Raw genomic sequence first — 25319 nt, forward strand, 5'->3', positions numbered from 1 at the left:
AACCGGGCCCGGACGGGGGTCATCCGTACCGGCTCAGCTCATGGAAGAACCCGTCGACGACGTGCAGCTCGCCGGAGCCCGCCACCTCGTCGTAGACGTACTTGCCGACTGCCAGGTCGAGCACTCCGAGGCCGAAGGGCGAGAACACCACCGTCCGGTCCGCCGACGGCGACACGCGTGCGGCCATCACGTCCGCCAGCGTCCCCGTCACGAAGTCGCGGTTGCCGGTGAGCTGTTCGGCCAGGTGAACGGAGGTGTCCGCCCTCAGGCAGTGCTCGACGTCGTCGACGATGTTGTCCGACGCGAGCACGACCTCCGGGGCCAGGTCGCGCAGCGACACATGCAGCACGAGCGGACGGTGTGCGAACCACGACGGCTCCTGGATGTGCGGCCGGGCGGCGACGGTGGCGAACACGACCAGGTCGCTCCGGCGTATCAGCTGCTCGGCGCTGTCGTGCAGGACGATCCAGCCGGCGGCGCCGGACTGCTCCAGGTAGCAGCGGAATCCGGCGGCGCTGTCGGCGGACACGTCGTGCACGCCGATGGTGTCGAACGACCAGCCGGTACCGGCCAGGAAGGTGTGGATGTAGCGGGCGATCAGGCCCGTCCCGATGAAACCGACGCGGGTCGGGCGCTCTCGGCCACGGCTGAGTCGTTCCGCTGCCAGTGCCGCCGACGCGGCTGTCCTCGTGGCGCTGATGATCGAGGCTTCCATGCAGGCGAAGGGGTAGCCCGTGTGGCGGTCGTTGAGGACGAGCACCGCCGAGGCCCTCGGGATGCCGGCCGCGACGTTCTGCGGAAAGCTGGAGATCCACTTGAGGCCGTCCACCCCTGCCTCTCCGCCGATCGAGGCGGGCAGGGCGATGATCCGGGACGACGGGCGGTCGGGGAAGCGCAGGAAGTGGGACGGCGGGTTCACCGAATCACCGGCGTCGTGCAGCCGGTAGGTTTCCTCGACCACCTCCACGATCTGCTTCTCGCGCCCTTGCAGCGCTTGCTGGACCTGGCCGCCCGGCACGATCGCGAACGGCGGCACGGCAACCGGCCCGGATGGTGCGGACTCCCAGGTGCCGGAACGGGTGGTGGTCATCGGGTGATCACCTCCACGGTGGGCGAGCAGTCGGCCAGGCGCACCGCGTCCGCCATCGCGACGAGCACCTCGCGCGGCCCCTCGTACGGCTCCCTGCTGTGGGCTGTGCGGACGTTGTCGACGAGCATCAGGTCGCCGGCCTGCCACGGCTCGCGCACGGTGTGGGACTGATAGACGTCGTTCAGCAGCTGCACGGTGTCCTCGCCGATCGGTGCGCCGTCCCCGTAGCGGGTGTTGAACGGCAGCCCGTCGGCGCCGTAGATGTCGACCAGGTACTCGCGTATCTCCGGGGCCAGGGTCCACTCGTTGAGGAAGGCGATCTGGTTGAACCAGCAGCGCCGGCCGGTGACCGGGTGCCGCACCACGGCGCTGCGGCGCTGCCAGGTCCGCAGTCCGCCGTCGGGTTGCCACTCGAACTCGATCGCCGCCGCGCGGCAGTAGCTCTCGACCGCACCGCGGTCCTCACTGCCGAAGGCATCGGTCAGGGACGCCCCGATCTCCTCGTTGTAGTTGCGGGTGAGCAGCCAGCCCTCCCTGAGGAACCGCTCGACGAGATCGGTGGGCAGCGCGCCCAGCACGGTGGGTGCGTCGGCCAGCGCGGTCGCCCCGCCGGCGTCGGGGGCGCTGAGGCAGGCGAACAGCATCAGGCCGGGGAACTCCAGGGTGTAACTGAGTTCGTGGTGCATGCACATCGGCTGGTGCGGTGGCCACTTCGACGAGGAGTACACGCCGTCGGCGTAGGTCCGCCGGGATGCGAATGCCTCCTTCTCGGTCATCAGAGCGGATGCCAGCCGCCGGAAGACGGCGGCGGTCCCGGCCTGGTCGCCCAGTCCGAGGCCACGGACCAGGACCGAACCGTGCTCGGCGACGACGGCGCGCACCGCGTCCCGGTGCTCGGCGGCCCAACTCGCCGCGTCACCGGTGGAGCCGGCACGCAGGATCGGGGGTTTGCCGGGCTGAAGTTCGACGTCGAGCATCGGCACAGGGGGCGAGGTCGGCATCTCGGTCTCCTTTCGGTCGTGGCTCAGGAGGAAGCGGGTGGTACGGGGCCGACGCCGGCCGCGGGGGCCGCCTGCGCGTCGGCGCGGGATCTGCCGTGAACGACGCGGGCCAGGTCGGCCAGGACCGGGTGGCGCGTGAGGTCCTTGATGTCCACCGCACGGTCGAGGGCGATCGCGAGCCGCACCGCCGCGAGGGAGGTGCCGCCGCGGTCGAAGAAGTGGTCGTGCCGGCGGATCGTGTGCTCCGGTATGCCGAGCACCTGAGCCCACAGGGCGGCCAGCCGCCGTTCGGTCGGCGTGCGGGGGGTGTCGCGGCCCTCCTCGGCCGTGCCGAGCTCGGATCCGGCGGATCCGGCGTTCGGCATCACGGCGCTGACCTGCGCGGCGAGCGCGGTGAGCGCTTTCCTGTCGACCTTGCCGTTGGCGGTCACGGGCAGGCTCGCCCGCCAGTGGAACTCCGAGGGGACCATGTACTCGGGCAGCGACCGGCCCAGCCGGTCCCTCAGGGCGGCGTCCGCCAGCGGACCGTCACCGGAGTAGAAGGCCACCAGGCGCCCGCCCCGGCCGGCCGGCTCGACGGCCACCACCGCACCGTCGCGGACCCCGGGTGCCCGCAGCATGGCGCTCTCGACCTCGCCGATCTCGATCCGGAAGCCGCGGATCTTGATCTGGGTGTCCTGGCGGCCGAGGAACTCCAGCTTGCCCCCGGGCACCCAGCGGCCGTAGTCGCCGCCCCGGTAGAGCCGCCGGCCCGCGTGGTGCGGATCCGGCAGGAAGGCCTGCCGGGTGCGCTCGGGGTCGTTGACGTAGCCGCGGCCGACGCAGACCCCGGAGAAGACGATCGCGCCGGGGGCGCCGAGCGGCACCGGTGAAAGGTGCTCGTCCACGACGTGGACGTGCACGTTGCTGATGGGCGAGCCGAGCGAGATCCGTCCGTTGTCCGGCGCCCGGTCCAGCACCTCGTGGTTGGTGTCGTCCGACGTCTCGGTCAGCCCGTACGCGTTGACCAGCCTGATCCCGGGCTCGGCCGCGAACCAGCGCTGTACGAGCTCCCACTTCAGCGCCTCGCCGGTGACCGACACGCATCGCAGGTCCGGCAGCGCGCGCGGGTGCCGCTCCAGGTAGGCCACGACCGCGTCGAGGTACGACGGCACGACCTGGAGGACGCCGACCCCGCCGCGGGCGATCGTGTCGACGAACCGTGGCACGTCCAGGATCGCGTCCTGTGCGACGAGCAGGGTCCGTCCGCCGACCAGCAGCGCGGAAGCCAGTTGCCACAGCGAGATGTCGAAGCACTGGGGCGCGGTCTGGGCGACCACCTGCCCCTCGCCGATCCCCAGGTCGTCGATCTTGGCGTAGAGGTGGTTGAGCATGCCCGCGTGCTCGCACATGGCTCCCTTGGGCTCGCCGGTGGAGCCGGACGTGAAATAGATGTAGGCGAGTTGGTCCGGTGCGACGCCGACACCGAGGTCGGAGTCCGCGTGGCCCTCCGCGTAGGCAGCGTCGACGGACAGCACCCGGACCGCGGGCAGCGCGTCGAGGGCCCCGTCCAGCATTGCGGTGCTGCCCGGCTCGGTCAGCACGAGCCGGCACCCGGCCCGCGTGAGCATGGTCGTGATGCGGTCGGCCGGGAAGTGCGGCTCGACGGGCAGGTACACCCCGCCGGCCTTGAGGACCGCCAGGACGGCGGCCGCCCAGTCCAGGTTCCGCTCGGTCACCACCGCGACGACGCCTTCGCGGCGCAGTCCCCGGGCCAGCAGGGCCCGCGCCAGCCGGTTGGCCCGCGCGTTGAGTTCCCGGTAGGTCCATTGCCGGTCGCCGTGTACGGCCGCTATGGCGTCCGGGTGCGCCCTGACGCGTTGTTCGAACAGCTCGTGGAAGCGGTGGTCGGGCAGCTCGCGGCGTGGTCCGGCGAGTCCTTCGAGCTGGAAGCGACGCTCCTCGGCGGAGAGCAGACTCTGCCGGTCGTGCGCGGCGTCCGGATCGGCCGCGATCAGCGTGAGCGCGGTGAGGTGGTAGCCGACGATCCTCGCGGCGCAGTCCGCGTCGAGCGCGTCGGTCCGGTACCGCAGCCGCAGCGTGGGCGGCTCGCCCGGTCGCGGTGTGTCCAGCCGCAGCACGGCGTTCCCGGCGAGTTCGCCGCCGTCGCCGATCGGATCGAACTCGGCCTCGCCGACCGGTCCGGGCAGGCCCGCCGCACGCCGAAGTCCGTCGACGGGGAAGTCCTTGTGCAGCAGCAGTTCCGACTCGGTCCGGTGGGTGCGGTGCACCAGCGTCCGCCACGAGCCGGGTTCGACGGTCAGCCGGCAGGGCAGCGGCGGCGCGGTCGGCAGGGCGACGTAACCGGTCGTGACCTCGTGTTCGCCGGACAGAGCGGCGAGAACCTTGGCGTGCGCGGCGAGCAGCACCGTGCGCAGAGGTACCGCCAGATCGTCCGTCAGACGGCTCAGCGCGTCCGTCAGATCCTGGGGAAGCGGCGCCTCGTGCTCGGCGGCACCGGTCACCGGGGCGAGGGTCCACCGAGGGACGGTGGTGACTCCGCCGGCGGCGAGCACACCCCGCCAGTACGCCCGGCCGGCCTCCGCAGTCGTTGTCGTCGATGCCGTGGATGTCATGGCGCCGACCTCACCTCGTCCTCGCCGTACGAGCGGATCGGCCGTGCCGGATTCCCGCCCCACCGGTCCTCCTGCGGGACCGCCTCCCCCTTCATCAGGAAGGAGTCCGGGGCGAGCACGGCACCGTCGCCCACCGTCACGCCGTAGTGGACGAAGGCGCCGACCCCGAGGGTGCATCCGGAGCCGATCGTGCTCCGGTCGGACTTGAAGGCGCCGTCCTCCTGCGAGTGGCACTGGATCACGCTTCCCAGGTTGAGCGTGCAGCCGTCCCCGATGGCAGCCATGGCCCGTTCCGTCAGATGGCAGCCGTCGTCGAAGACCATGCGGCCGAGCCGTACCCCCAGCAACCGCCAGGCGACGTTCTTGAACGGGGTGCCGTTGAGCATCCTCAGGTACGTCTCCGACGGCACCTTCCAGTAGCGCTCGTGCTGCCAGAAGTCCGGCGTGTAGATCGAGCAGAACAGGGGTTTCAGGGGACGGACCGCTGTGACGACGCGTTCGACCAGCACGAAGTACGCGATGGTGAACAGCACGACCAGGGCGTCGGCAAGCATGATCCCGGACACGCCGAGCGGCCCGTACAACTCCGCGGCTGCCGTGACGAGAAGGATGAGAACGAAGGCAAAGATCCAACGCGACAGCAGGTACCAGGCCATGGTGGCGACGTTGTGCCTGTTCTTGGCGGCAAGGCCGTGCCGCAGCTCCTCATGGCCCTTGAGCCGGTCGAAGGTGCTGTCCCGCAGGACCGAACGGGGAATCTCGAAGCTCGGCGAGCCCAGCAGGCCGACGCCTTCGCGGACCTCTCCGTCGACCGGCACCATCACCTTCGTCGCGAGCAGGCAGTTGTCGCCGGTCCTGCCCTGCGTGGGATACGCGATCCGGTTCCCGAGGAAGTTGCGCGGCCCGATCGACACCCGGGACACCCGGAACGCGGTACTGGAGAAGTCGGCGTTCATGATCGACAGGCCGTCGGCGACCATCGTGCCGCGCCCGACGAAGCTCAGGTACGGCGTCTCGTGCTTCATCTCCGTGCCGAAGTTCGACCCGGTCTGCTCGACGCGGGAGAGGTCGTATCCGAGGCCCCGCAGGTAGTGGACGATGGCGGAGCTGTCACCGAACAGACGCTTCAGGAACCGCCAGTTGGTCAGGAGCGTGATCGTCCGGTGCGCCTCGAAGTGGAAGCCGTACAGACGGTAGGTCCTGCCCGGCGTGATGGTCAGGCTGAGCAGGCGCGGAAGGGCGGTCAGGACGAGGAGACCGGCGGGTACGGCGCCGAAGACGAGCACGAAGGACATCGCCAGGGCTTCGAGGTAGAACGACCCGTCGGCGAAGACCGCGGGTCCCGGCTCCAGAGCCGTGCTGAGCTGCGGGACCTCGACGAGCAGCGCGGCCACGCCGCCGACCGCCAGGGGTACGTACACGACCAGCGCGAGCAGCAGTTGCAGAACGCTGTGGGTCGCTCTGCGCACCGCGCCACAGCGGGCCTGGCCCACCACCTGGTAGTCCACGTCGGTCCGCTGTGCCGGGGACCCGTGCCAGTGCTCGCCGTCGGGCACCGCCTGCCCGCGGTGCAGTGAGGAGGCGTGGCCGAGCTGGGCCCCGTCGCCGAGCGATGTGTCGATGTCGAGGACGGTGGCCTCGCTGACCAGCACGTTCCTGCCGATGGTGACGGGGCCCGTCTGGATCTGTCCGGCGTGCGCCCGGTAGCAGGAGAAGAACGAGTCCTTGCGGATGACGGTGCCGTCACCGATGGTGAACAGGTCGGTGCACACGGGCACGTTCCGGGAGAGGACCACGACACCCCGCCCGACCTTCGCGCCCAGTGCCCTGAGGTAGAGCAGATAGAGCGGGGAGCCGCTGAACAGCACCATGGGATCCGCCCGCACCAGCGTCTTGACGATCCAGAAGCGGACGTACGCCACGCTCCAGACGGGTATGCGCTGAGGCTTCCACCGGCCTACCAGGGTCCACTTCACGAGGACGGGGAGGACGCACAGGGCCAGGAAGGCCGCACCTCCGAACAGGACCGAGCGCAGGTACACATCGAGTGCGCCCGATCCGGCGGAGATCCACCCGTAGCCCAGGGCGGTGCCGAAGGCGAGGAGGTAGAGGTACGCCAGGAAGGCCAGGAACTGCAGGGCGCCGCACAGGACGTACTGCCGCGTGCCCGCCGCGGACGGGGCCGGGGCCGGGGACTCCGGTGCCGTGACCACAGCCGCCGGTTCGGACCGGGGCATGGGCTCGGCATCCGCGAGCGCCGTCGCCAGGCTCCTGATCGTCGGGTGCCGGTAGACGTCCCTCATCGACACCGACGGCAGATCCGTGCGCTTCCTGACGCGTGCGCAGAAGTGCGCCATCACCAGCGAGTCGGCGCCCAGGTCGTCGAAGAAGTGACCGTCGACCGGCACCTGCTCGCTCCGCACGACCTCGGCCAGCACCGCGGCGAGGGTTCTCTCGATGCCGACCGGTTCACCGCATCCGTCCAGCAGGGCCGTGGATTCCTCCATGCACTTGATTCGGCACCGGAACACGGACAGATCACTGTATTCACAAACTTCTGGTAATTGATCCGCATTCGGTTACCCAGGGTTTACACACGGTTGCGGAGTTGTCGGGCCGCTCGCCCGGGCCATGGAGCGGGCGAACGCCCCTTTCACGCCCCCGAGGCGCGCTTGTCAGCCACCCTGTGCGGGCACTACTGTCACCACGCCTTGGTGAACGGGAAATCCGGTGTGATGCCGGTGCGGCCCTCGCCACTGTGAATCGGGAAGTCCGGCTCCGGCCCTCACGGGCAGCCACTGGGTCCTTCGGGACCCGGGAAGGCGGAGCACGGGCGGTGGTACCCGTCAGCCAGGAGACCGGCCAAGGCGCGTCAACCATCCACGAGGTGCTGGAGAGGGTCTGCTGAGCCATGCACATAGCCGAGGGTTTCCTCCCGCCGGTGCACGCGGTCGCCTGGGGCGTCGCGTCCGCTCCGTTCGTCGTCCACGGAGTCCGTTCACTCACCCGTGAGGTCAGGGAGCACCCCGAGAGCACGCTGCTCCTCGGCGCCTCCGGAGCCTTCACGTTCGTCCTGTCCGCGCTGAAGCTGCCCTCGGTGACCGGGAGCTGCTCACATCCCACCGGGACCGGGCTGGGCGCCATTCTCTTCCGGCCACCGATCATGGCCGTGCTCGGCACCATCACGCTGCTCTTCCAGGCGCTGCTGCTCGCGCACGGCGGCCTGACCACGCTGGGTGCCAACGTCTTCTCGATGGCGATCGTCGGCCCCTGGGCCGGATACGCGATCTACAAACTGCTGCGCCGCTACGACGTGCCGCTGATGGTGGCGGTGTTCTTCGGCGCGTTCGTCGCCGACCTGTCCACCTACTGCGTCACCAGCGTCCAGCTGGCGCTCGCGTTCCCCGACCCGAGCAGCGGGTTCCTGGGCGCGCTCGGCAAGTTCGGCTCCATCTTCGCCGTCACCCAGATCCCCCTCGCGGTGAGCGAGGGACTGTTCACGGTGCTCGTGATGCGGCTGCTGGTGCAGTCCAGCAAGGGCGAGCTGACCCGGCTGGGCGTGCTCCTCACCAAGAGGCAGTCCCGGACCGAGACCGAGACCGAGGCGGTGGCCCGATGAGCAGGAACACGAAGATCAACGTCCTGCTGCTGATCGTCGTGGCCGCGCTCGCGGTCCTGCCGCTGGCCCTGGGCCTCGGCGACCACAAGGAGGAGCCCTTCGCGGGCGCCGACGCCGAGGCGGAGACCGCGATCACCGAGATCAAGCCGGACTACGAGCCCTGGTTCTCGCCGCTGTACGAGCCGCCGTCCGGTGAGATCGAGTCGGCACTGTTCGCCCTCCAGGCCGCCCTCGGCGCCGGTGTCCTCGCCTACTACTTCGGCGTGCACCGGGGCAGGCGGCAGGGCGAGCAGCGGGCGCTTGATCAGGCACGGGACACCGAGAGCGCGGCCGGCGGCACCGTGACCGCCGAGGAGTCCACGGCCGAAAGGGCCTGATCACTCGTGCTGCCGATCGACGCGGCGGCGCACAGCAGTCGCTGGCGCCGCCGCCACCCGGTGGACAAGGCCGTCCTCGGGCTCGGTCTCACCGTGCTCGCGATCTCGCTGCCGCCGTGGCCGGGCGCGGCCCTGGTGCTCCTGACGTCCCTCGTGGTGCTGCTGGGACCGGCGGGCGTGCCGGCCCGGCGGCTGTGGCGTGCCTATCGCGTGCCGCTGGGCTTCTGCGTGACCGGCGCGGTCACCCTGCTCGTCCAGGTGGGCGGGCCGGAGGGCTTCGTGTCCCTCGCGGACGACGGCCCGCTGCGGGCCGGGGAACTGCTGCTGCGCACCTCGGCGGCCTCGCTCGGGGTGCTGCTGTTCGCCTTCACCACCCCCATGTCCGACCTGCTGCCCCGCCTGGTGAAGGCGGGGTGCCCGCACCCGTCGTGGACGTCGCCCTGGTGACGTACCGCATGAGCTTCCTGCTCCTGGACTCCGTGCGCCGTATCCGGGAAGCCCAGGCCGCCCGGCTGGGGCACACGAGCCGGGCCGCGGAGTGGCGTTCCCTGGCCGGGCTCGGCGCCACCGCCTTCGTACGGGCCTTCGACCGGGCCACCCGGCTCCAGGCCGGGCTCGCCGGGCGCGGCTACGACGGCACCCTGCGCGTCCTGGTGCCCGAGGCCCGCGTGTCCGTCCGCTTCACGGCCGCGAGTTGCGCCCTCCTCGCAGCGCTGGCCGCCCTCACCCTCGTACTGGAGAAGGCCCTGCCATGAGCGAGCCCACCGCCCTGGTCGCCCTGCGGGGCGCGTCCTACGCCTACGAGGACGGCCCCGTCGTGCTCAGCGGCCTCGACTTCGATGTGCGCGAGGGGCGCGCGCTGGCGCTGCTGGGCCGCAACGGCAGCGGCAAGACCACACTGATGCGGCTGCTCAGCGGCGGACTCAGGCCGCACGACGGCCGGTTGACGGTGCAGGGCACACCGGTCACGTACGACCGCAAGGGGCTGACCCGGCTGCGGACGACCGTCCAGCTGGTGGTGCAGGACCCGGACGACCAACTCTTCGCCGCGTCCGTCGCCCAGGACGTCTCCTTCGGCCCGCTGAACCTCGGCCTGCCCGACCCCGAGGTGCGCGTGCGGGTCGACGAGGCGCTCGCCGCACTGGACATCAGCGCGCTGGCCGACCGGCCCACGCATCTGCTGTCGTACGGGCAGCGCAAGCGCACGGCCATCGCCGGCGCGGTGGCGATGCGGCCCCGTGTGCTGATCCTGGACGAGCCGACCGCCGGGCTCGATCCGGACGGCCAGGAACGCCTGCTCGCCACCCTCGACGGGCTGCGCGCGAGCGGCACCACGGTGGTCATGGCCACCCATGACGTCGACCTCGCCCTGCGCTGGGCCGACGACGCGGCGCTCCTCACCCCGTCCGGGGCACGCACCGGGCCGGCACCGGTGATGCTGGCCCGCACCGACCTACTCCAGCAGGCCGGCCTGCGGCTCCCATGGGGTGTCGCTGCGGCCCAACTCCTACGGGCACAGGGGTTGTTGGGTGACGCGTCGGCGGGCCCGCGCACCCCGGACGACCTGGCGGCGCTCGTCCCGGCACCGGAGTAGCGGCCGCCCCGGCACGACATATATGCCCGCCAAGGGCATCAATGTCCTGAATATTTCGCAGCTCCCTGTTGTATGGATTCACGTACAACGGGAGTGAGGGAACATGGCCAACGACGTCGCGGACGCGGGCCCGCCGCAGTCCGCGAGCTTGAAGCCCAATGCGATCGGATTCGTCGACGCCCTCGTCATCGGGCTCAACGCCACCTCGCCCGCGTACTCTCTGGCCGCGGCCATCGGCCCGGTCGTGGCGCTGGTGGGTGTCTACGCCCCCGGCGTCATGCTCGCGTCGTTCGTCCCGATGCTGCTGATCGCCTCGGCGTTCTACTACCTCAACAAGGTCGACCAGGACTGCGGCACGACCTTCTCGTGGGTCACCCGGGCGATGGGCCCGTGGGCCGGCTGGCTCGGCGGCTGGGCCATCACGATGACCGGTGTCCTGGTGATCGGCTCACTCGCGGACGTCGCGGTGACGTTCGCCCTGCTGGCCTTCGGTCTCGACAGCTGGGCCGAGAACGAGTTCGTGCGCCAGCTGCTCACGGTGCTGCTCATCATCGTGATGACGGCCGTGTGCGTCATCGGCACCGAGGTGTCGGCGCGGGTGCAGAACGTCCTCATCCTCGCGCAGGTCGCCTGCCTGATCGCGTTCGCCGTGGTGGCGCTCTACAGGGTCTACGCCGACACCGGCACCCTCGACTCCGTCGACCCGGCGTTCAGCTGGCTGGACCCCTTCGGGGCGGGCGGCGCCGGGCTGACGTCGGGCCTGCTGCTGGGCGTGTTCATCTACTGGGGCTGGGAGTCGGCGGTCAATCTCACCGAGGAGGTCGAGAACTCCGCCACCGCTCCGGGCGAGGCGGCCGTGTGGTCGACGGTCATCCTGCTGGTGACGTACGTGGCGGTCGCCTACGCGGTCGTCGCCTACGCCGGGCCGGCGTTCCTGTCCGAGAACGCCGCGGAGGAGGAGTTCATCTTCGCCATCCTCGCCACCGAGGCCATGGGCGGCTGGGACTGGGTGGTGCTGCTGGCGGTCTCCACCTCCGGGCTGGCCTCGACGCAGACGACGATCATCCCGGCCTCGCGCACGGCGCTGTCCATGGCCCGCCGGCACGCGCTGCCGTCCCACTACGGGCACATCAGCCCGCGCTTCCGCACTCCCGACGTGAGCACGTGGTGGGTGGCCGGCATCGCCATCGCCTGGTATCTGATCGTCCGCCAGATCAGCGAGAACGCCCTCTTCGACTCGCTCACCGCGCTGTCCCTGCTGATCGCGTTCTACTACGCGCTCACGGGCATCGCCTGCGCCGTCTACTACCGCCGCCATCTCACCGAGAGCCTGCACAACTTCCTGCTCATCGGCCTCGGCCCGCTGATCGGCGCCGGACTGCTGGTCTGGCTGCTCGTCGAGTCGATCGGCGACATGGCCGACCCCGAGAACTCCTACAGCGGCGTCTCGTGGTTCGGGCTCGGCCCGCCGTTGGTCATCGGCATCGGCATCACTCTCGCGGGCGTGCTCCTCATGATCGTGTGGCGCCTGATGGCCCCCACTTTCTGGGCGGAACGCCCCGAGGTGGCCGACCCCGAACTCGTGCACGGCGACAAGGAGCAGTGAAGATGTCGATCGTCCTCGGATACGACGAGTCCCCGGGCGCGGTCCGCGCACTGCACGTCGCCATCGAGGTGTCGGCGGCGTTCGGCGAGCCGCTCGTACTGGTCTACGGCGCGGCGGCGCCCGGCGCCCTCGGCGAGGAGTACACCGCGCATCGCGATGCCGTCCAGGAGGTCGGCCGCACCGCGCTCGCTCATGCCGTCGCGGTGGCCGACGAGGCCGGTGTGCCGACCACCGTCGAGGTCATCGACCAGAAGCCGGCGGAGGCGCTGATCGAGGCCGCGGCGCGGCATGCGGCGAGGTTCATCGTGGTCGGCAGCTGGGGTGAGAGCCCGTTGCGCGGGGCCCTGCTGGGCTCCACACCCCACAAACTGCTGCATCTGTCCCGTACGCCCGTCCTGTGTGTGCCCACCGAGCCGTGACCCGCCGGGTTCAGGTCGCGGTGGCCTCTGCCGCGGCCTTGCCCGCCACGCGGCCCGAGAAGAGGCAGCCGCCGAGGAAGGTGCCCTCCAGCGAGCGGTAGCCGTGGACCCCGCCTCCGCCGAAGCCGGCGACCTCTCCGGCCGCGTACAGACCGGAGATCGGGGTGCCCGAGGCGTCCAGGACGCGGCCGGAGAGGTCGGTCTGGAGGCCGCCGAGGGTCTTGCGGGTGAGGATGTTGAGGCGCACGGCGATGAGGGGGCCCGCGCTCGTGTCCAGGATCTTGTGGGCGGACGCGGTCCGGCTGAGCGTGTCACCCGGGTAGGCGAGCGCGTTGCGGATGCCCATGACCTGGACGTCCTTGGTGTAGGGGTTGTCGATCTCGCGGTCGCGGGCCTCGATCTGCCGCTTGAGGTCCGCGAGTTCGATGAGGTTGTCGCCGGTCAGCTTGTTCATGCCCGCGACGAGTTCGGGAAGGGTCTTGGCGACGACGAAGTCCTCGCCCTTCTCCTTGAACCGCTCGATCGGCTCCGGGGTCTGCCAGATGCGGGACAGCAGCATCCAGATGTTCTTCTCCGTGAGGTCCGGGTTCTGCTCCGAGCCGGAGAGCGCGAACTCCTTCGCGATGATCTTCTGGGTCGTGACGAACCAGGAGTAGTCGTAGCCGCTGTCGCTGATCGTCTTGAGGGTGTGCAGGGTGTCGTAGCCCGGGATGTCGGGGCTGGAGAAGCGCTTGCCCTCGGCGTCGAACCACATGGAGGACGGGCCGGGCAGGATGCGGATGCCGTGGCCGGGCCAGATCGGGTCGTAGTTCTTCAGGCCCTCCGTGTAGTGCCACATCCGGTCGGGGTTGACGATCCGTCCGCCCGCCTTCTCGGTGATCGCGAGCATCCGACCGTCCACGTGCGCGGGCACGCCTGTGATCATGGACTTGGGCGGGGTGCCGAGCCGGGCGGGCCAGTTCTTGCGCACCAGGTCGTGGTTGGCGCCGATGCCACCGGAGGTGACGATCACGACGGGGGCATTCAGCTCGAAGTCGCCGACGACGGTACGGGAACTGGGCTTGCCGCGACCGGCGCTGCTCGGCTCCAGGACGGCGCCGCGTACGCCGGTGACGGCACCGCCCGTGACGATCAACTCGTCGACTCTGTGCCGGAACTTGAAGGTGACGTGGCCGTTCGCCACTGCCGCGCGGACCTTCTTCTCGAACGGCTCGACCACGGCCGGCCCGGTGCCCCACGTGACATGGAAGCGCGGGACCGAGTTGCCGTGCCCGTCCGCGAGACCGCCGCCGCGCTCGGCCCAGCCGACGATCGGGAACCACTGCATGCCGAGCCCGGCCAGCCAGGACCGCTTCTCCTCGGAGGCGAAGTCCACATACGCCTCGGCCCACTTGTAGGCCCAGTGGTCCTGGCCCGACGGGTCCAGGATCCCGCGGTCGAAGCCGGCCGTGCCCAGCCAGTCCTGCCAGGCCAGCTCGTGCGAGTCCTTGATGCCCATCAACCGCTGTTCGGCGGAGTCGACGAGGAACAGTCCGCCGAAGGACCAGAACGCCTGCCCGCCGAGACTGGCCTCCGGCTCCTGGTCCAGGAGCAGCACCTTGCGTCCCGCCGCCGCCAGTTCGGCCGTGGCGACCAGCCCGGCGAGGCCGTGGCCGACCACGATGGCGTCCGCGTCCGACGAGCCGGCCGAGGCCGCGAAGGCCGGGAACGTGGCCTGCGCGAGGGCGGCACCGGCAAGCACCCCGCCGGCGACGGTCAGGGCACGACGGCGCGTGATCGCGGCAGGAGTTGACGAGTTCTCCATGGGCTGCCTTCCGGGGAGATACGCAAGGGGCGGGAGACACACGAGAGGCCGCTGCGAGAGCGGGTGTTACCGACGGTAGCCCAGAGAGCGTCGAGGTCGCCAGATGCTGCAACCGTGAACTTTTCTCACGTTTTCATGCCCCCAGCCCTCAAGTCCCCACACCCTGGCCCCCGTTGACGGCCGCCGCCGCGGGCCAGGTCATCAGCGTCTCCGGCGCCGGCTACCGGCCAGGGCGTCTACGTCAGCCTGTGCGTGGTCGACGGGGCGCAGGGCGCGAACAAGCCCACCCCGTGTCTGGGCGGCCAGGACGAGAGCGGCACCACCGGCGCCTCGCACTGGGTCAACAACACCTTCGGCGGCATGTTCGCCAACAGCTCCAAGTTCGGCACGGGCGGCACCTTCAGCGTGCAGATCTTCGTGAAGGCCACGCTCGACGACGAACACCGAGCCGTCCGGCACCAGCACCGTCACCGGCCCCAACGGCCAGAAGCTCACCGTCACACCGGTCAACAGCCTCGCCACCGAGAACCAGACCCTGAAGGTCACCGGTTCCGGATACCACCCGACGAAGGGCATCTACGTCGCCCTGTGCGTCGACAACGGCGACGGCGAACTGCCCACGCCCTGCATCGGCGGCGGCGACATGACCGGCGGCTCGCACTCCTCCTCCGCATGGATCTCCTCCGACCCGCCGGTCTATGGCGAGGACCTGGCGATCCCGTACGGCGCGGGCGGCACCTTCGAGGTCGAGCTGACCGTCGACGCCAGGGACGAGTACACCGACTGCTTCAAGGCCACCTGCGTCCTGGCCACCCGCAACGACCACACCCTCTCCGGCGACCGCTCCCAGGACGTCAGGGTCCCGGTCAGTTACGTCGGGCAGGACCCGGTGGACACCGACGACGACACCGGCGGCACGGGCGGGAACGGCGGCTCCGGCACAAGTACGACGGGCGGCAGCACCGGCGGCACGGGTACGACGTCCACCACGGGCGGCTCCAGCGGCACCGGCACCTCGACCGCGGGCGGCAGCCTCGCCGCCACAGGCGTGACCGTGCTCTCCGTAGCCACGCTCGCGGCTGCGCTGCTCGCCGCCGGCTGGGCGGCGTATCGCAAGGGCCGCAAGGCCGCCTGACGGTATGGCGGGCGGGGTCACCATGCCCCGCCCGCCGGTACAGCCGTCACACCGTGCGGCCGGCCACCACCCACTTCGACGGCAGCTCGATCCGCGCGCCGTCGGGCCCGTACTCCGTGGTGATCAGCGGCAGTTCGCCGCTCGCGAGGACGCTGAGACCGGCCGCGCGCAGATATTCGGGCACGGCGGCGTCGGCGACCTCGCCGGGGGCGATGCCGTGCCGGAAGATCGGTGCGAGCTTGGGCGGCGGGCCGGACGGACTCTGCGCGAGGCCCATGAGGACCGGCTTCGCGGACTCGGAGAGTTCGACGAGAAAGGCCCGGCCGCGCTCGCCGACCAGCGTGGCGATCCCGTTCACCATCAGCTGGCGGTCGTCGGGCTCGGCCTGATGCAGCACGCCCCGCATATAGATGTTGGCGTCGCCGAGTTCCGCGTGCAGCGTCTCGGCCTCGGTCTTCTCCACCGCGTCGAACAACCGGTACGTCGCCTGCCCGGCGGGGTCGGCCAGCCGGGCGTGGTCCAGAGCGGCGGCGGACAGCTCGACGCCGACGACACGCGGGAAGCGTTCGGCGAGGAAACGCGTCTGAGTGCCGTTGCCGCAGCCCAGGTCCACCAACGGCAGGCCCGGATCGGTCAGGTGCGCCTCGAAGAGGGCCAGGTGGCGGCCGGCGGTCAGGGCAGGCTCGGCGTCCCAGAACACCGCATCCGGTTCATCGCTCGCTTCACGCCAGAAGCCCTCCCAGGCCTGACGGTATCGACTCGTCACGCTCATCTGCCCAACTCCCCAGGTTGCGACGCCGACCCGTCGTCAAGTAACGGGCGAGTACGGTCTATCGCGGCCCGGTGACGGCTACAAGCGCGTGGCGCATTCCTTCACTCCGCATTCGAGACTCGTGCGCCGTCGTACGCCGTTCGGGGCACAGGTCGCCCGGCGAGGTCGTACGCCCGTGGGAGGGACGCAGGGATCAGCGTCGCGGGAGTGTGAGTTCGAACCAGACGGCCTTGCCGGCGCTGGTACGGGTGGTGCCCCACTCGCGGGCGAGCACGCTCACCACCCGCAGCCCGCGTCCGGTCTCGTCGTCCGGACCGGCGTTGAGCAGGGTCGGCAGGTCGTGGTCGTCGTCGTCCACCTCGCACAGCAGCGTCTCACCGCGGACGAGGCGCAGGTCGACGGGGCGGCTGTGGGAGTGCCGTACGGCGTTGGTGACAAGCTCGCTGACCAGCAGCTCGGCACTGTCGGCGAGGCGAGACAAACCCCAGTCGTGCAGTTGTTCACGGACGACGGCGCGGGCGCGTGCGACCTCTGCCGGGTCGAGGGCGAGCCGCCATTCGGCGACATCCTCGGGCTCGATGCCGTTGAGGCGGGCCATCAGCAGGGCGACGTCGTCCTTGCGGCCGCCGCGTGTGTTGAGGGCCCGGATGATCGTGTCGCAGGCGTCGTCCATGGACGCGGCCGGGTGGGCCGCGGACTCGCAGAGGGTCGCGAGGCCGACACCGATGTCCTCGCCGCGCACCTCGACCAGGCCGTCGGTGCACATCACGATCCGGTCGCCGGGCCGCACGCGCACGCGCACCGCCTCGAAGGGCACCCCGCCGACGCCGATCGGCGCGCCCGTGGGCAGGTCGAGCAGCTCGCTGTGCCCGTTGTCGGCGTGGACCAGGACGGGCGGGATGTGGCCGGCGTTGGCGATGTGGAGTTCGCCCGCGATCGGGTCGTAGACGGCGTACAGACAGGTCGCGAGGTAGGTGTCGCCGAGGCGCTGGGCGAGGTCGTCGAGGTTGCGCAGCAGCTGGGCCGGCGGCAGGTCGAGGGCGGCCATGGTCTGCACGGCCGTACGCAACTGGCCCATCATGGCCGCCGAGTTGAGGCCGTGCCCCATGACGTCACCGACGACCAGGGCGGTGCGGGCGCCCGGCAGTTTGACGGAGTCGAACCAGTCGCCTCCGACCCGGCCGAGGAGGGTACCCGGCAGATAGCGGGTGGCGATGTCGCAGCCCGCCATGCGCGGCGGGATGTGCGGCAGCATGCTGTCCTGGAGGGTCTCGGCGACGCTCTCCTGGTACGTGTACATGCGCGCGTTGTCGAGCACGAGGCCCGCGCGGGCGGCGAGTTCGGCGCCGGTGACCCGGTCCATGTCGTTGAACTCGACGCGCTCGGGGTGGCGCAGCAGGATCATGAACCCCAGCACCACATCGCGGGCCTTCAGCGGCACGACCAGCATGGAGCGGCCCGTGATCAGCGGCCGGATGTCCCGCTTCTCGAACTGCGAGGCGATGGCGTGCCCCATCTGCTCGCTGATGCGTGGCACGAGCACGGGGTCGCCGGTGGTCATGCACTGGAAGAACGGCGTGTGCGCCGGGAAGGGCATGGCCTCGCCGACCGGCACGACGTCGTCCCAGCGGCCGGGTTCGTCGGTGTGCTCGAGGGCGACCCGGTGCCACATGGTGGTCGTGTCCGGTACGCCTTCGGGGAATCCCTCGCCGGCGACGACCTGTTCGCGCAGATAGGTGCCGGCGACGTCGGTGAAGCGGGGCACGACGGCCTTGCTGACCTCGACGATGGTCCGTGACAGGTCGAGGGAGGTGCCGATGCGGCCGCTGACCTCGTTGAGGAACTCCAGGCGTTCGCGTACGGCGACGTACTCGAGGTCCTCTGCCTCGTCGGTGTACTCCTGCGGTAACGGCAGGCCCTGAGCGGCGGCCCGGGCGGCCCGCTCGTGGCGCGCCCGGCGCTCGACTCGCCGGGGCACACCCCAGTCGGGGGTGACGGGCACCCGGTCGTTCTGGCTGAACTCCAGTACCGGATATCCCAGTTCGAGGATCTGGCCGACGATGCGGGCGCTCTCCTCGACGCTCATGCTGGGCAGGATCTCGGGGAGTCTGCGGGCGAGTTCCTCGGCGCCTGGGAAGTCGGTGTGCAGGGCGAATCCGGGGGCGACGCGCTCGTAGCCGGTGTCCTCCTCGTGGGCCTCCTGCTGGAGCCGGCCCACGTCGGCGCCCAGCACGAGCAGCCGCTCCGGGCCGGGTCCCACCAGCGGGTAGGCCCACCACAGGACGTCGACCCGGTCACTCCCCGTCTCGCTTCGCTCGGGCACGGTGAGGCGGGCGCGGCCCGCGGCCGGGTAGTACAGCCGCCCGTCGAGGGACGTCTCAAGGTCGTGGCCGAGTCCGTCGTACGCCGAGTAGGCGCCGTACAGCGAGACGTCGTCGTCCTCGGGCAGGGCGCCGGAGACGGGCAGCAGATCGACGGCCGCGCGTCCGATCGCGTCCTCCTTGGCGGCGCCGAACAGACGGCGTGCGCCGGAGCTCCAGTGCGAGACGAGGCCCTCGCGGTCGACCACGACCACGGCCAGTGGGATCCGTCCGGACGCAGCGTGTTCCGTCACCGCGCCGTCCCTCTCGGTGCCACGGTCCATGGCCCAGGCCCTCTCTCCCCACGGCTCCGCAAGATCTGCGCGCCCACACCACCGTACGGCTCCGGGCCGACGTGATGTGCGGCAATACGGGAATTGATATGACGAGATCAAGACGGCCCGCGCAGGGGCCGAAAGACCCGCCCGCACCGCGTCCCCGCAGGACAACCCAGGTGCGGGTCCGCCGGCTCAGTCCTCGTGCCCGAGCTGAAGATCTCGTTCCGTACGGCCTCCGCCGGCGACCTGGAGCACGGTGGCGACCGGCGGGTAACCCGTGGCGATGACGGTGTACTCGCCGGTGGACAGGTCGACGAACCGGAAGGTCCCGTCGGGGCCCGTGGTGAGCGTGTCCATGACGTTGCCGGCGGCGTCGAGCAGTGTCACGCGGGCGTCCTCGACGGGCCGCCCCCCGCCCGCCCGCACGGTGCCCCGGAGCAGGGCGCCGCCGGCGAGCTCGATGTCCTGGCGGGTCTCGCGGGCCGCCTTGACGGTGACGGGGACGGCAGCCGGGCGGAAGGCCGACGCGCTCGCTGCGAGGGTGTACTCGCCGGCGACGAGTTCGGTGATGACGTAGCCGCCCTCGCGTCCGCTGCGGGTGGTGGCCACGACCTCGCCCTGCACGTTGGTGAGCGTGACCGTGGCGTCCACGGGCGTGCCGTCCGGCGTGAGCACCCTCCCGGCGAGGCGTCCGGCGCCGCCGAGGACGATGTCCAGGTCGACGGGGCGCTCGCCCACGGTCACGGTGACGGCCTGCGGCTGGTGGCCGCCCGCCGCGGCGATCATGACGTACGACCCCGGGCCCGGCGTCGCCAGCGCGTACCGGCCGTCGTCACCGCTCGCGCCGCGCCCGACCTGCTGCCCGCCGATGTCGATGAGCGTGAGTGCCGCGCGCGGGACGACGGTCCCGTCGGGGTGCTGCACCAGGCCGCAGACGGGAACTCCGGTGGCGTACTGCGAACGGGCGGGCGGGATGGGGGCGTTCACCGGCGCCGATTCCGCCTCCGGGGCCTGGGCGTTGTGGGACACCAGCGGTTTCTCCTTGAGGAAGAAGGCGATGAGCAGGCCCAGCACGAGCACCGGCACGAGGTACAGGAAGATCCTCGGCATGGCGTCGGCGTAGGCCTGGATGTAGTCGTCGCGCAGCGCCGGGGGCAGGGCGCGGACGAGCTGCGGAGTGATCGACTCGGGGTCGGGCAGCTCGGCGCCCGCGCGCGTGGGGAGCCGTTCGGCCAGGGCGTCGGCGAGCCGGCCGGCGAAGAGCGTGCCGAAGATGGCGGCGCCGACGCTGCCGCCGATCTGCCGGAAGTAGTTGTTGGCACTGGTGGCGGTGCCGAGGTCGGCGGGGCGCACGGAGTTCTGCACGGCGAGGATCAGGACCGGCATCACCATGCCGATGCCGGCGCCGAGCACGGCCATCCAGAGGCTGTAGTGCAGCCGGGGCGTGTCGACTTCGAGGCGGGACAGCAGCCACATGCCGACGGCCGAGAGCGCGCCGCCGAGCACGGTGTAGATCTTGTAGCGGCCGGTGAGGCTGATGAGTTGGCCGCACACGATCGAGGCGCCGACGATGCCGCCCATCATCGGCAGCATCAGCAGGCCCGACTCGGTGGCCGTGGCCCCGTCGACCATCTGCAGGTAGGTCGGCAGATAGCTGGCCGCGCCGAACAGGGCGACACCGGTCACCAGGCCGACCAGGCCGGTCACGTTGAAGACGGAGTCCCTGAACAGCCGCAGCGGGATGAGGGGTTCGGCGGCGAAGTGCTCGGCGACGACGAAGAGAACCGCGGCGAGAGCCGCTCCCCCGGCGAGGCCGAGGATGACGCGGGAGTCCCAGGCGTACTCGATGCCGCCCCAACTGGTCAGCAGGACCAGGCAGGTGGAGGCGGCGGCGAGCAGCAGGGAACCGAGGACGTCCAGCCGGGCCCTGGCCTTCGGCTTCGGCAGCTTCAGTACGACGGCCACGACGGCCAGGGTGACGAGGCCGAAGGGGACGTTGATGTAGAAGCACCAGCGCCAGGAGACGTGGTCCGTGAAGTAGCCGCCCAGCAGCGGGCCGGCGACCGAGGCGAGGCCGAACGCGGCGCCGATCAGGCCCATGAAGCGGCCGCGCTCCCTGGCCGGCACGATGTCCGCGATGATCGCCTGGACGCCGATCATGAGCCCGCCCGCGCCGACGCCCTGCACCGCGCGGTAGGCGATGAGCTGGTCCATGGTCTCGGCCCGCCCGGCGAGCGCGGAGCCGACGACGAAGACGACGATCGCGAACTGGAAGACGCCCTTACGGCCGAGGAGGTCGCCGAGCTTGCCGTAGACCGGCAGTCCGACGGTGGCGGTGAGCAGGTAGGCGGTGATCGCCCAGGACATCTTGTCCAGGCCGTGCAGCTCGCCGACGATCTTCGGCAGCGCGGTGGCGACGATCATCTGCTCCAGCGCGGCCAGCAGCAGCGCGAGCATCAGTGCGAAGAAGACCAGCCGCACCCGGCGCGGGCTCAGTTGGGGCTCGGCGCCTTGGGGCGGAGCCTGTGGAGGTGGTGCGGTGACGGTTTCGTCCTGCACCAGAGTCGTGCCGCCCACGCACCGCTCCCTCGCCGTACCTGCTCACATTTCCCGCATTAGGCGACAACTACGAGCAAGCACGGCGAGTTACGGCACCGTCCCGGACACAGCGGAGATCCACTCGATCCGGTGAGGGGGCCAAGGGCCCCCGGACACCTGGAACTTACTTCTCGACCTCGGTGGCGAGCTTGGCGAGCAGCTCGTCGTAGATCCGGCCGAGGCCCTTGGGCGCGAAGGTCTTCTCGAAGAAGCCGCCGATGCCGCCGGCGCCCTGCCAGGTGGTGGTGACGACGACGAGGGCCTTGCCCTCACCGGCCGGGGTGACCCGCCAGGTGGTGACCATGGAGGAGTTGCGGTCCTTCTCGACGAGCTCGCCGTCGGTGGGCTCGCTGACCTCCAGGAGGCAGTCGCGCACACGCTTGCTGGTGGCCTGGAGCTTCCAGTGGACGAGGGTGCCCTCGCCGTCGCCGCCCTCGCGCACCTCGTACTCGCTGAAGTGCCCGGGCAGCAGCTTCTGCCGCGTACCGCTGTAGTCGGCGAGGGCGTCGAACACCTTCTCCGCGTCCGCCGCGACGACCCGCTCCGTAGTGGCCTCGACCTGCGCCATTGACTTCCTCCAGGACCTGAATTCTCGGGGATTGGAGCAAGCCAACCACCCCGCTGCCGGACCGCCCAAATCGGGGTCCCGATCAGCTCTCCGAAGCGATCGCACAGTGACCGAAAACGAAGCCCGGGGATAGGTCGCACGATCAAGGGAACATGTGTTCTATTCTGGGGGCAGTGCTACCGAGGAGGCCTCATGCGCTGGGAGAACCTCACCCTGGAGTCCGACCACAGCCGTGCCGACTCCGCGCTGTTCGGCGCGGACGCGGTGGTCACCCGTACCTTCGACACGCCCGAATTCGCCGGGATCACGTTCCACGAGATCCGGGCCCGCTCGATCCTGAACCGGGTGCCGGGCGCCTCGCGCATGCCCTTCGAGTGGACGGTCAACCCCTATCGGGGCTGCTCGCACGCGTGCGTGTACTGCTTCGCCCGCAAGACCCACAGCTATCTGGACCTGGACACGGGCCTCGGCTTCGACTCCCAGATCGTGGTCAAGGTGAACGCGCCTGAGCTGCTGCGCCGCCAGCTCGGCTCGCGCCGCTGGCAGGGCGATCACATAGCGATGGGCACGAACGTCGACTGCTACCAGCGCGCGGAGGGCCGCTATCGCCTGATGCCGGGCATCCTCGCCGCCCTGCGCGATCATGCCAACCCGTACTCGATCCTCACCAAGGGCACGCTGATCCTGCGCGACCTGGAGCTGCTGAAGCAGTCCGCCGAGGTGACGGACGTCGGCGTCTCCGTCTCCGTCGGCTTCACCGACCCCGAGCTGTGGCGCACCGTGGAGCCGGGCACACCCGCTCCCGAACGCCGCCTGGACGTCGTCCGGACGCTGACCGAGCACGGACTCGACTGCGGTGTGCTGATGGCGCCGGTGATCCCGTTCCTCAGCGATCACCCGGCCCAACTGCGGGCCACCGTGCGGGCGATCGCCGCCTCCGGGGCCACCTCGGTCATGCCGCTGGTACTGCATCTGCGGCCCGGGGCACGCGAGTGGTTCATGGCCTGGCTCGGCCGGGAGCATCCGCATCTGGTGCGGCGGTACGAGCGGCTGTACGCGGACGGCGCCTACGCGCCGAAGTGGTACCAGCGCCGGGTCACCCGTCAGGTGCACGACCTGGCGCAGGAGTACGGGATAGGCCCCACGCGCGCGGGGACGGCCCGGCGGATCCGCGAGCCGGAGCCTGCCCCTGCCGGGCACATGCCGTCCGAACCGACCCAGCTCTCGCTGATCTGAGAGCCTCGCCGGCATGGGAGCGCGCCTCTCGGCCCAATCTCTCGGCCCAATAGGGTCAAGTCTCGCCCGAAGCGGTTCTTCCAGACGTCCATTCCGGGATGAATGCGGCCGGGATCGTGGCCTTCGCGGTCCCGCACCCTCCGTCCTGGGAGGACCCCATGGGAAGACGCGCAGCCGTGCTGTGCGGCGCCGCCGTCGTCATGGCCGCAACCGTCACGGCCGTCCCCGCCGGAGCGAGCGCCACCGACAACGCGGACACCTTCAAGACCACACCCCTGACCTGGAAGAAGTGCGGCAACACGAAGTACCCGACGCTGCAGTGCGCGTCCCTCGACGTGCCGCTCGACCACACCGAACCGCACGGACGGCAGATCACCCTCGCGCTGTCCCGCGTCCCGCACACCGCGAAGAAGTACCAGGGCCCGCTGCTGGTCAACCCCGGCGGCCCCGGCGGCAGCGGTCTCACGCTCGCCGGATTCGTCGCGTCCGCACTGCCCAAGGCGGTGGCGGCACAGTACGACGTCATCGGCTTCGACCCGCGCGGCGTCGGCAGGAGCAAGCCCGCCGTCAACTGCAAGCCCGGCCACTTCGCCCCGGTGCGACCGAACTCCGTGCCGAGCACACCGTGGATCGAGCGGGCCAACCTGCTGCGCGCCAAGTCCTTCGCGCAGGCCTGCGGCAAGAAGTACGCGGACGTGTTGCCGCACCTCAACACCGTGAGCGCCGTGCGCGACATGGACCTCATCCGCGCGGCTCTCGGGGCGCGGCAGATCAACTACTTCGGCTACTCGTACGGCACCTACCTCGGCGCGGTCTACGCCAAGCTCTTCCCGCAGCGGGTGCGGCGCGCGGCCCTCGACTCCGTCGTCGACCCCACCGGGGTCTGGTACGAGGCCAACCTCGCGCAGGACGTCGCCTTCGACGACCGGCACCGCGCGTTCCTGGCGTGGGTCGCCAAGTACGACCGGACGTACGGGCTCGGCACCGATCCGTCGCGGGTCGAGGCCGCCTGGTACCGGATGCGGGCGGCCCTGGCCAGGACGCCGGCCGGCGAGAAGGTGGGCGCCTCCGAGCTGGAGGACACCTTCCTGCCCGGCGGCTACTACAACGGGTACTGGCCCTACCTCGCCGAGGCGTTCGCCGCGTATGTGAACGACGGGAACGCCGACCCGCTGGTGGAGGCGTACGAGAAGTTCGGCGCCGCAGACGCGGCCGACGAGAACAGCTACAGCATCTACGCCTCCGTGCAGTGCCGGGACGCCGCCTGGTCCCGCGACTGGCAGCAGTGGCGGACGGACAACTGGTCCGTGCATGCGAAGGCACCCTTCATGACCTGGAACAACGCCTGGTACAACGCGCCGTGTGCCTTCTGGCCGAAGGACCCGCTCCCCTCGGTGAGCATCGCCAACAGCAAGGTGCCACCGGTGCTGCTGTTCCAGTCGACCGACGACGCGGCCACCCCGTACCAGGGCGCCGTCACGGTGCACCGGCAGCTGGCCCGCTCCAGTCTGGTGGTCGAGCGGGGCGGCGGCAACCACGCCGTCACGCTGGGCGGGAACTCCTGCCTGGACAAGCACCTCGCGGCCTACCTCGCGGACGGCACGGTGCCGCGCGGCGCGGGTGAGGTCGACGCGGTGTGCGAGGCGCGGCCCGACCCGAAGCCGCTGAGCTCCAAGGTGGCGTCGGCGGCGGCGCGCGGCGCCGAACTGCATCGGCTGGTCGGCTTCCGCCACTGAGCGCTTGAGCACCGGTCACCGATCGCCTGACGGTCCGTCGGGGGCGTTGTCAGACCCATGGTCCACCATGGACGCATGAGTGAGCTGACCAGGATTCCCGCCCCCGACGGGGTCGCCCCCGCCGCCCAGTACACGCATGTCGTGCTCGGCACCGGCCGCTTCGTCGCCGTCTCCGGACAGCTCGCCCTGGACGAGGACGGCAAGCTGGTCGGCGAGGGCGACCCCGAGGCCCAGGCCCGCCAGGTCTTCGAGAACCTGAAGCGCTGCCTGGCCGCGGCCGGCGCGACCTTCGACGATGTCATCAAGCTCACCTACTTCGTCACCGACATGGCACACATGCCCGCCCTCCGCACGGCCCGGGCCGGGCACATACCCGACGACCGGCTGCCGGCCGCGTCGGCGGTCCAGGTCGCCGGACTGGTACGCCCGGAGTTCCTGATGGAGGTCGAGGCCTTCGCGGTGCTGCCGGGTTGACCAGGGGCGGGCCGGGTCGCGGGTGGGGCTACGGTGC

Annotated in this window: 18 protein-coding genes, 2 pseudogenes and 1 riboswitch; of the genes and pseudogenes, 11 read left to right on the forward strand and 9 right to left on the reverse strand. The window is 70.7% G+C overall.

Going from position 1 to position 25319, the window contains the following annotated elements; genetic code table 11:
• Nucleotides 1-19 precede the first annotated feature (19 nt).
• From sbnB to OHO27_RS07170, 4 genes are read right to left on the reverse strand one after another with little or no spacing between them, the layout of a single operon-like run.
• Nucleotides 20-1090 (reverse strand): 2,3-diaminopropionate biosynthesis protein SbnB, encoded by a 1071-nt coding sequence (gene sbnB / locus OHO27_RS07155; RefSeq protein WP_328421382.1) that lies wholly within the window; start codon nt 1088-1090, stop codon nt 20-22.
• On the reverse strand, nt 1087-2091 hold the full coding sequence (locus OHO27_RS07160) for a TauD/TfdA family dioxygenase (RefSeq protein ID WP_328421384.1): 1005 nt from the start codon (nt 2089-2091) through the stop codon (nt 1087-1089). The genes sbnB and OHO27_RS07160 overlap by 4 nt, the downstream gene beginning before the upstream one ends.
• Nucleotides 2092-2114: 23 nt before the next feature.
• Nucleotides 2115-4706 carry a non-ribosomal peptide synthetase gene (locus OHO27_RS07165; protein ID WP_328421386.1) on the reverse strand — a complete coding sequence of 864 codons (2592 nt, stop codon included), beginning with the start codon at nt 4704-4706 and terminating at the stop codon, nt 2115-2117.
• On the reverse strand, nt 4703-7213 hold the full coding sequence (locus tag OHO27_RS07170; protein WP_328421388.1) for a Pls/PosA family non-ribosomal peptide synthetase: 2511 nt from the start codon (nt 7211-7213) through the stop codon (nt 4703-4705). The genes OHO27_RS07165 and OHO27_RS07170 overlap by 4 nt, the downstream gene beginning before the upstream one ends.
• Nucleotides 7214-7401: 188 nt before the next feature.
• Nucleotides 7402-7587: riboswitch (cobalamin riboswitch) on the forward strand.
• A 30-nt stretch (nt 7588-7617) separates the two neighbouring features.
• On the opposite strand from OHO27_RS07170, the gene OHO27_RS07175 reads away from it, so the two are divergent.
• The 6 genes and pseudogenes from OHO27_RS07175 to OHO27_RS07200 all read left to right on the forward strand — a co-directional run bounded on the left by OHO27_RS07175 (nt 7618) and on the right by OHO27_RS07200 (nt 12321).
• Nucleotides 7618-8325, forward strand: a complete 708-nt coding sequence (locus tag OHO27_RS07175) for an energy-coupling factor ABC transporter permease (RefSeq protein ID WP_328421390.1) — start codon at nt 7618-7620, stop codon at nt 8323-8325.
• The gene (locus OHO27_RS07180; protein ID WP_328421392.1) at nt 8322-8702 is read left to right on the forward strand and encodes an energy-coupling factor ABC transporter substrate-binding protein; all 381 of its coding nucleotides are present in this window, start codon (nt 8322-8324) and stop codon (nt 8700-8702) included. The genes OHO27_RS07175 and OHO27_RS07180 overlap by 4 nt, the downstream gene beginning before the upstream one ends.
• 6 nt (nt 8703-8708) lie before the next feature.
• A pseudogene (gene cbiQ, locus OHO27_RS07185) lies at nt 8709-9457 on the forward strand (cobalt ECF transporter T component CbiQ).
• Nucleotides 9454-10296, forward strand: a complete 843-nt coding sequence (locus tag OHO27_RS07190) for an ATP-binding cassette domain-containing protein (RefSeq protein WP_328421394.1) — start codon at nt 9454-9456, stop codon at nt 10294-10296. The pseudogene cbiQ and the gene OHO27_RS07190 overlap by 4 nt, the downstream one beginning before the upstream one ends.
• Before the next feature lie 103 nt (nt 10297-10399).
• On the forward strand, nt 10400-11902 hold the full coding sequence (locus OHO27_RS07195) for an APC family permease (protein WP_328421397.1): 1503 nt from the start codon (nt 10400-10402) through the stop codon (nt 11900-11902).
• Between the two features lie 2 nt (nt 11903-11904).
• Nucleotides 11905-12321 carry a universal stress protein gene (locus OHO27_RS07200; RefSeq protein WP_328421399.1) on the forward strand — a complete coding sequence of 139 codons (417 nt, stop codon included), beginning with the start codon at nt 11905-11907 and terminating at the stop codon, nt 12319-12321.
• A 10-nt stretch (nt 12322-12331) separates the two neighbouring features.
• Here OHO27_RS07200 and OHO27_RS07205 read toward each other — a convergent pair whose 3' ends face one another.
• Nucleotides 12332-14125 carry an FAD-binding dehydrogenase gene (locus tag OHO27_RS07205; RefSeq protein WP_328421401.1) on the reverse strand — a complete coding sequence of 598 codons (1794 nt, stop codon included), beginning with the start codon at nt 14123-14125 and terminating at the stop codon, nt 12332-12334.
• Nucleotides 14126-14295: 170 nt separating this feature from the next.
• On the opposite strand from OHO27_RS07205, the pseudogene OHO27_RS07210 reads away from it, so the two are divergent.
• Nucleotides 14296-14557: pseudogene (locus OHO27_RS07210) on the forward strand (hypothetical protein); the annotation flags it as partial.
• A gap of 211 nt (nt 14558-14768) precedes the next feature.
• Complete coding sequence (locus tag OHO27_RS07215; protein ID WP_328421403.1) at nt 14769-15260, forward strand: hypothetical protein; 492 nt, start codon at nt 14769-14771, stop codon at nt 15258-15260.
• A gap of 46 nt (nt 15261-15306) precedes the next feature.
• On the opposite strand, the gene OHO27_RS07220 is transcribed toward OHO27_RS07215, so the two are convergent.
• From OHO27_RS07220 to OHO27_RS07235, 4 genes are all read right to left on the reverse strand, one after another.
• Nucleotides 15307-16032 (reverse strand): class I SAM-dependent methyltransferase, encoded by a 726-nt coding sequence (locus tag OHO27_RS07220; RefSeq protein WP_328421405.1) that lies wholly within the window; start codon nt 16030-16032, stop codon nt 15307-15309.
• 193 nt (nt 16033-16225) lie between these two features.
• The gene (locus tag OHO27_RS07225) at nt 16226-18676 is read right to left on the reverse strand and encodes a SpoIIE family protein phosphatase (RefSeq protein ID WP_328421407.1); all 2451 of its coding nucleotides are present in this window, start codon (nt 18674-18676) and stop codon (nt 16226-16228) included.
• Between the two features lie 186 nt (nt 18677-18862).
• Nucleotides 18863-21247, reverse strand: coding sequence for an MFS transporter (locus OHO27_RS07230; RefSeq protein WP_328421409.1), 2385 nt, complete (start codon nt 21245-21247; stop codon nt 18863-18865).
• Between the two features lie 145 nt (nt 21248-21392).
• Complete coding sequence (locus OHO27_RS07235; RefSeq protein ID WP_328421411.1) at nt 21393-21836, reverse strand: SRPBCC family protein; 444 nt, start codon at nt 21834-21836, stop codon at nt 21393-21395.
• Nucleotides 21837-22028: 192 nt separating this feature from the next.
• Between OHO27_RS07235 and OHO27_RS07240 the strand changes: the two genes are divergently transcribed.
• From OHO27_RS07240 to OHO27_RS07250, 3 genes are all read left to right on the forward strand, one after another.
• Nucleotides 22029-23072 (forward strand): Rv2578c family radical SAM protein, encoded by a 1044-nt coding sequence (locus OHO27_RS07240; RefSeq protein WP_328421413.1) that lies wholly within the window; start codon nt 22029-22031, stop codon nt 23070-23072.
• Between the two features lie 158 nt (nt 23073-23230).
• On the forward strand, nt 23231-24808 hold the full coding sequence (locus tag OHO27_RS07245) for an alpha/beta hydrolase (protein WP_328421415.1): 1578 nt from the start codon (nt 23231-23233) through the stop codon (nt 24806-24808).
• A 75-nt stretch (nt 24809-24883) separates the two neighbouring features.
• A complete protein-coding gene (locus OHO27_RS07250) occupies nt 24884-25282 on the forward strand; it encodes a RidA family protein (RefSeq protein WP_328421417.1) in 399 nt (132 codons plus the stop codon).
• The last annotated feature ends 37 nt before the right edge of the window (nt 25283-25319 follow it).

The sequence above is a fragment of the Streptomyces sp. NBC_00443 genome (assembly GCF_036014175.1).
Classification (GTDB): Bacteria; Actinomycetota; Actinomycetes; order Streptomycetales; family Streptomycetaceae; genus Streptomyces.

Bases quoted from the DNA above. Each gene is read 5' to 3' on its own strand.
- OHO27_RS07160 (WP_328421384.1), bottom strand. From the start codon at position 2,091: ATGCCGACCTCGCCCCCTGTGCCGATGCTCGACGTCGAACTTCAGCCC.
- OHO27_RS07200 (WP_328421399.1), top strand. From the start codon at position 11,905: ATGTCGATCGTCCTCGGATACGACGAGTCCCCGGGCGCGGTCCGCGCA.
- OHO27_RS07215 (WP_328421403.1), top strand. From the start codon at position 14,769: ATGACCGGCGGCTCGCACTCCTCCTCCGCATGGATCTCCTCCGACCCG.
- OHO27_RS07205 (WP_328421401.1), bottom strand. From the start codon at position 14,125: ATGGAGAACTCGTCAACTCCTGCCGCGATCACGCGCCGTCGTGCCCTG.
- OHO27_RS07240 (WP_328421413.1), top strand. From the start codon at position 22,029: ATGCGCTGGGAGAACCTCACCCTGGAGTCCGACCACAGCCGTGCCGAC.
- OHO27_RS07195 (WP_328421397.1), top strand. From the start codon at position 10,400: ATGGCCAACGACGTCGCGGACGCGGGCCCGCCGCAGTCCGCGAGCTTG.
- OHO27_RS07220 (WP_328421405.1), bottom strand. From the start codon at position 16,032: ATGAGCGTGACGAGTCGATACCGTCAGGCCTGGGAGGGCTTCTGGCGT.
- OHO27_RS07190 (WP_328421394.1), top strand. From the start codon at position 9,454: ATGAGCGAGCCCACCGCCCTGGTCGCCCTGCGGGGCGCGTCCTACGCC.
- OHO27_RS07250 (WP_328421417.1), top strand. From the start codon at position 24,884: ATGAGTGAGCTGACCAGGATTCCCGCCCCCGACGGGGTCGCCCCCGCC.
- OHO27_RS07245 (WP_328421415.1), top strand. From the start codon at position 23,231: ATGGGAAGACGCGCAGCCGTGCTGTGCGGCGCCGCCGTCGTCATGGCC.
- OHO27_RS07165 (WP_328421386.1), bottom strand. From the start codon at position 4,706: ATGACATCCACGGCATCGACGACAACGACTGCGGAGGCCGGCCGGGCG.
- OHO27_RS07175 (WP_328421390.1), top strand. From the start codon at position 7,618: ATGCACATAGCCGAGGGTTTCCTCCCGCCGGTGCACGCGGTCGCCTGG.
- OHO27_RS07170 (WP_328421388.1), bottom strand. From the start codon at position 7,213: ATGGAGGAATCCACGGCCCTGCTGGACGGATGCGGTGAACCGGTCGGC.
- OHO27_RS07180 (WP_328421392.1), top strand. From the start codon at position 8,322: ATGAGCAGGAACACGAAGATCAACGTCCTGCTGCTGATCGTCGTGGCC.
- OHO27_RS07235 (WP_328421411.1), bottom strand. From the start codon at position 21,836: ATGGCGCAGGTCGAGGCCACTACGGAGCGGGTCGTCGCGGCGGACGCG.
- sbnB (WP_328421382.1), bottom strand. From the start codon at position 1,090: ATGACCACCACCCGTTCCGGCACCTGGGAGTCCGCACCATCCGGGCCG.
- OHO27_RS07225 (WP_328421407.1), bottom strand. From the start codon at position 18,676: ATGGACCGTGGCACCGAGAGGGACGGCGCGGTGACGGAACACGCTGCG.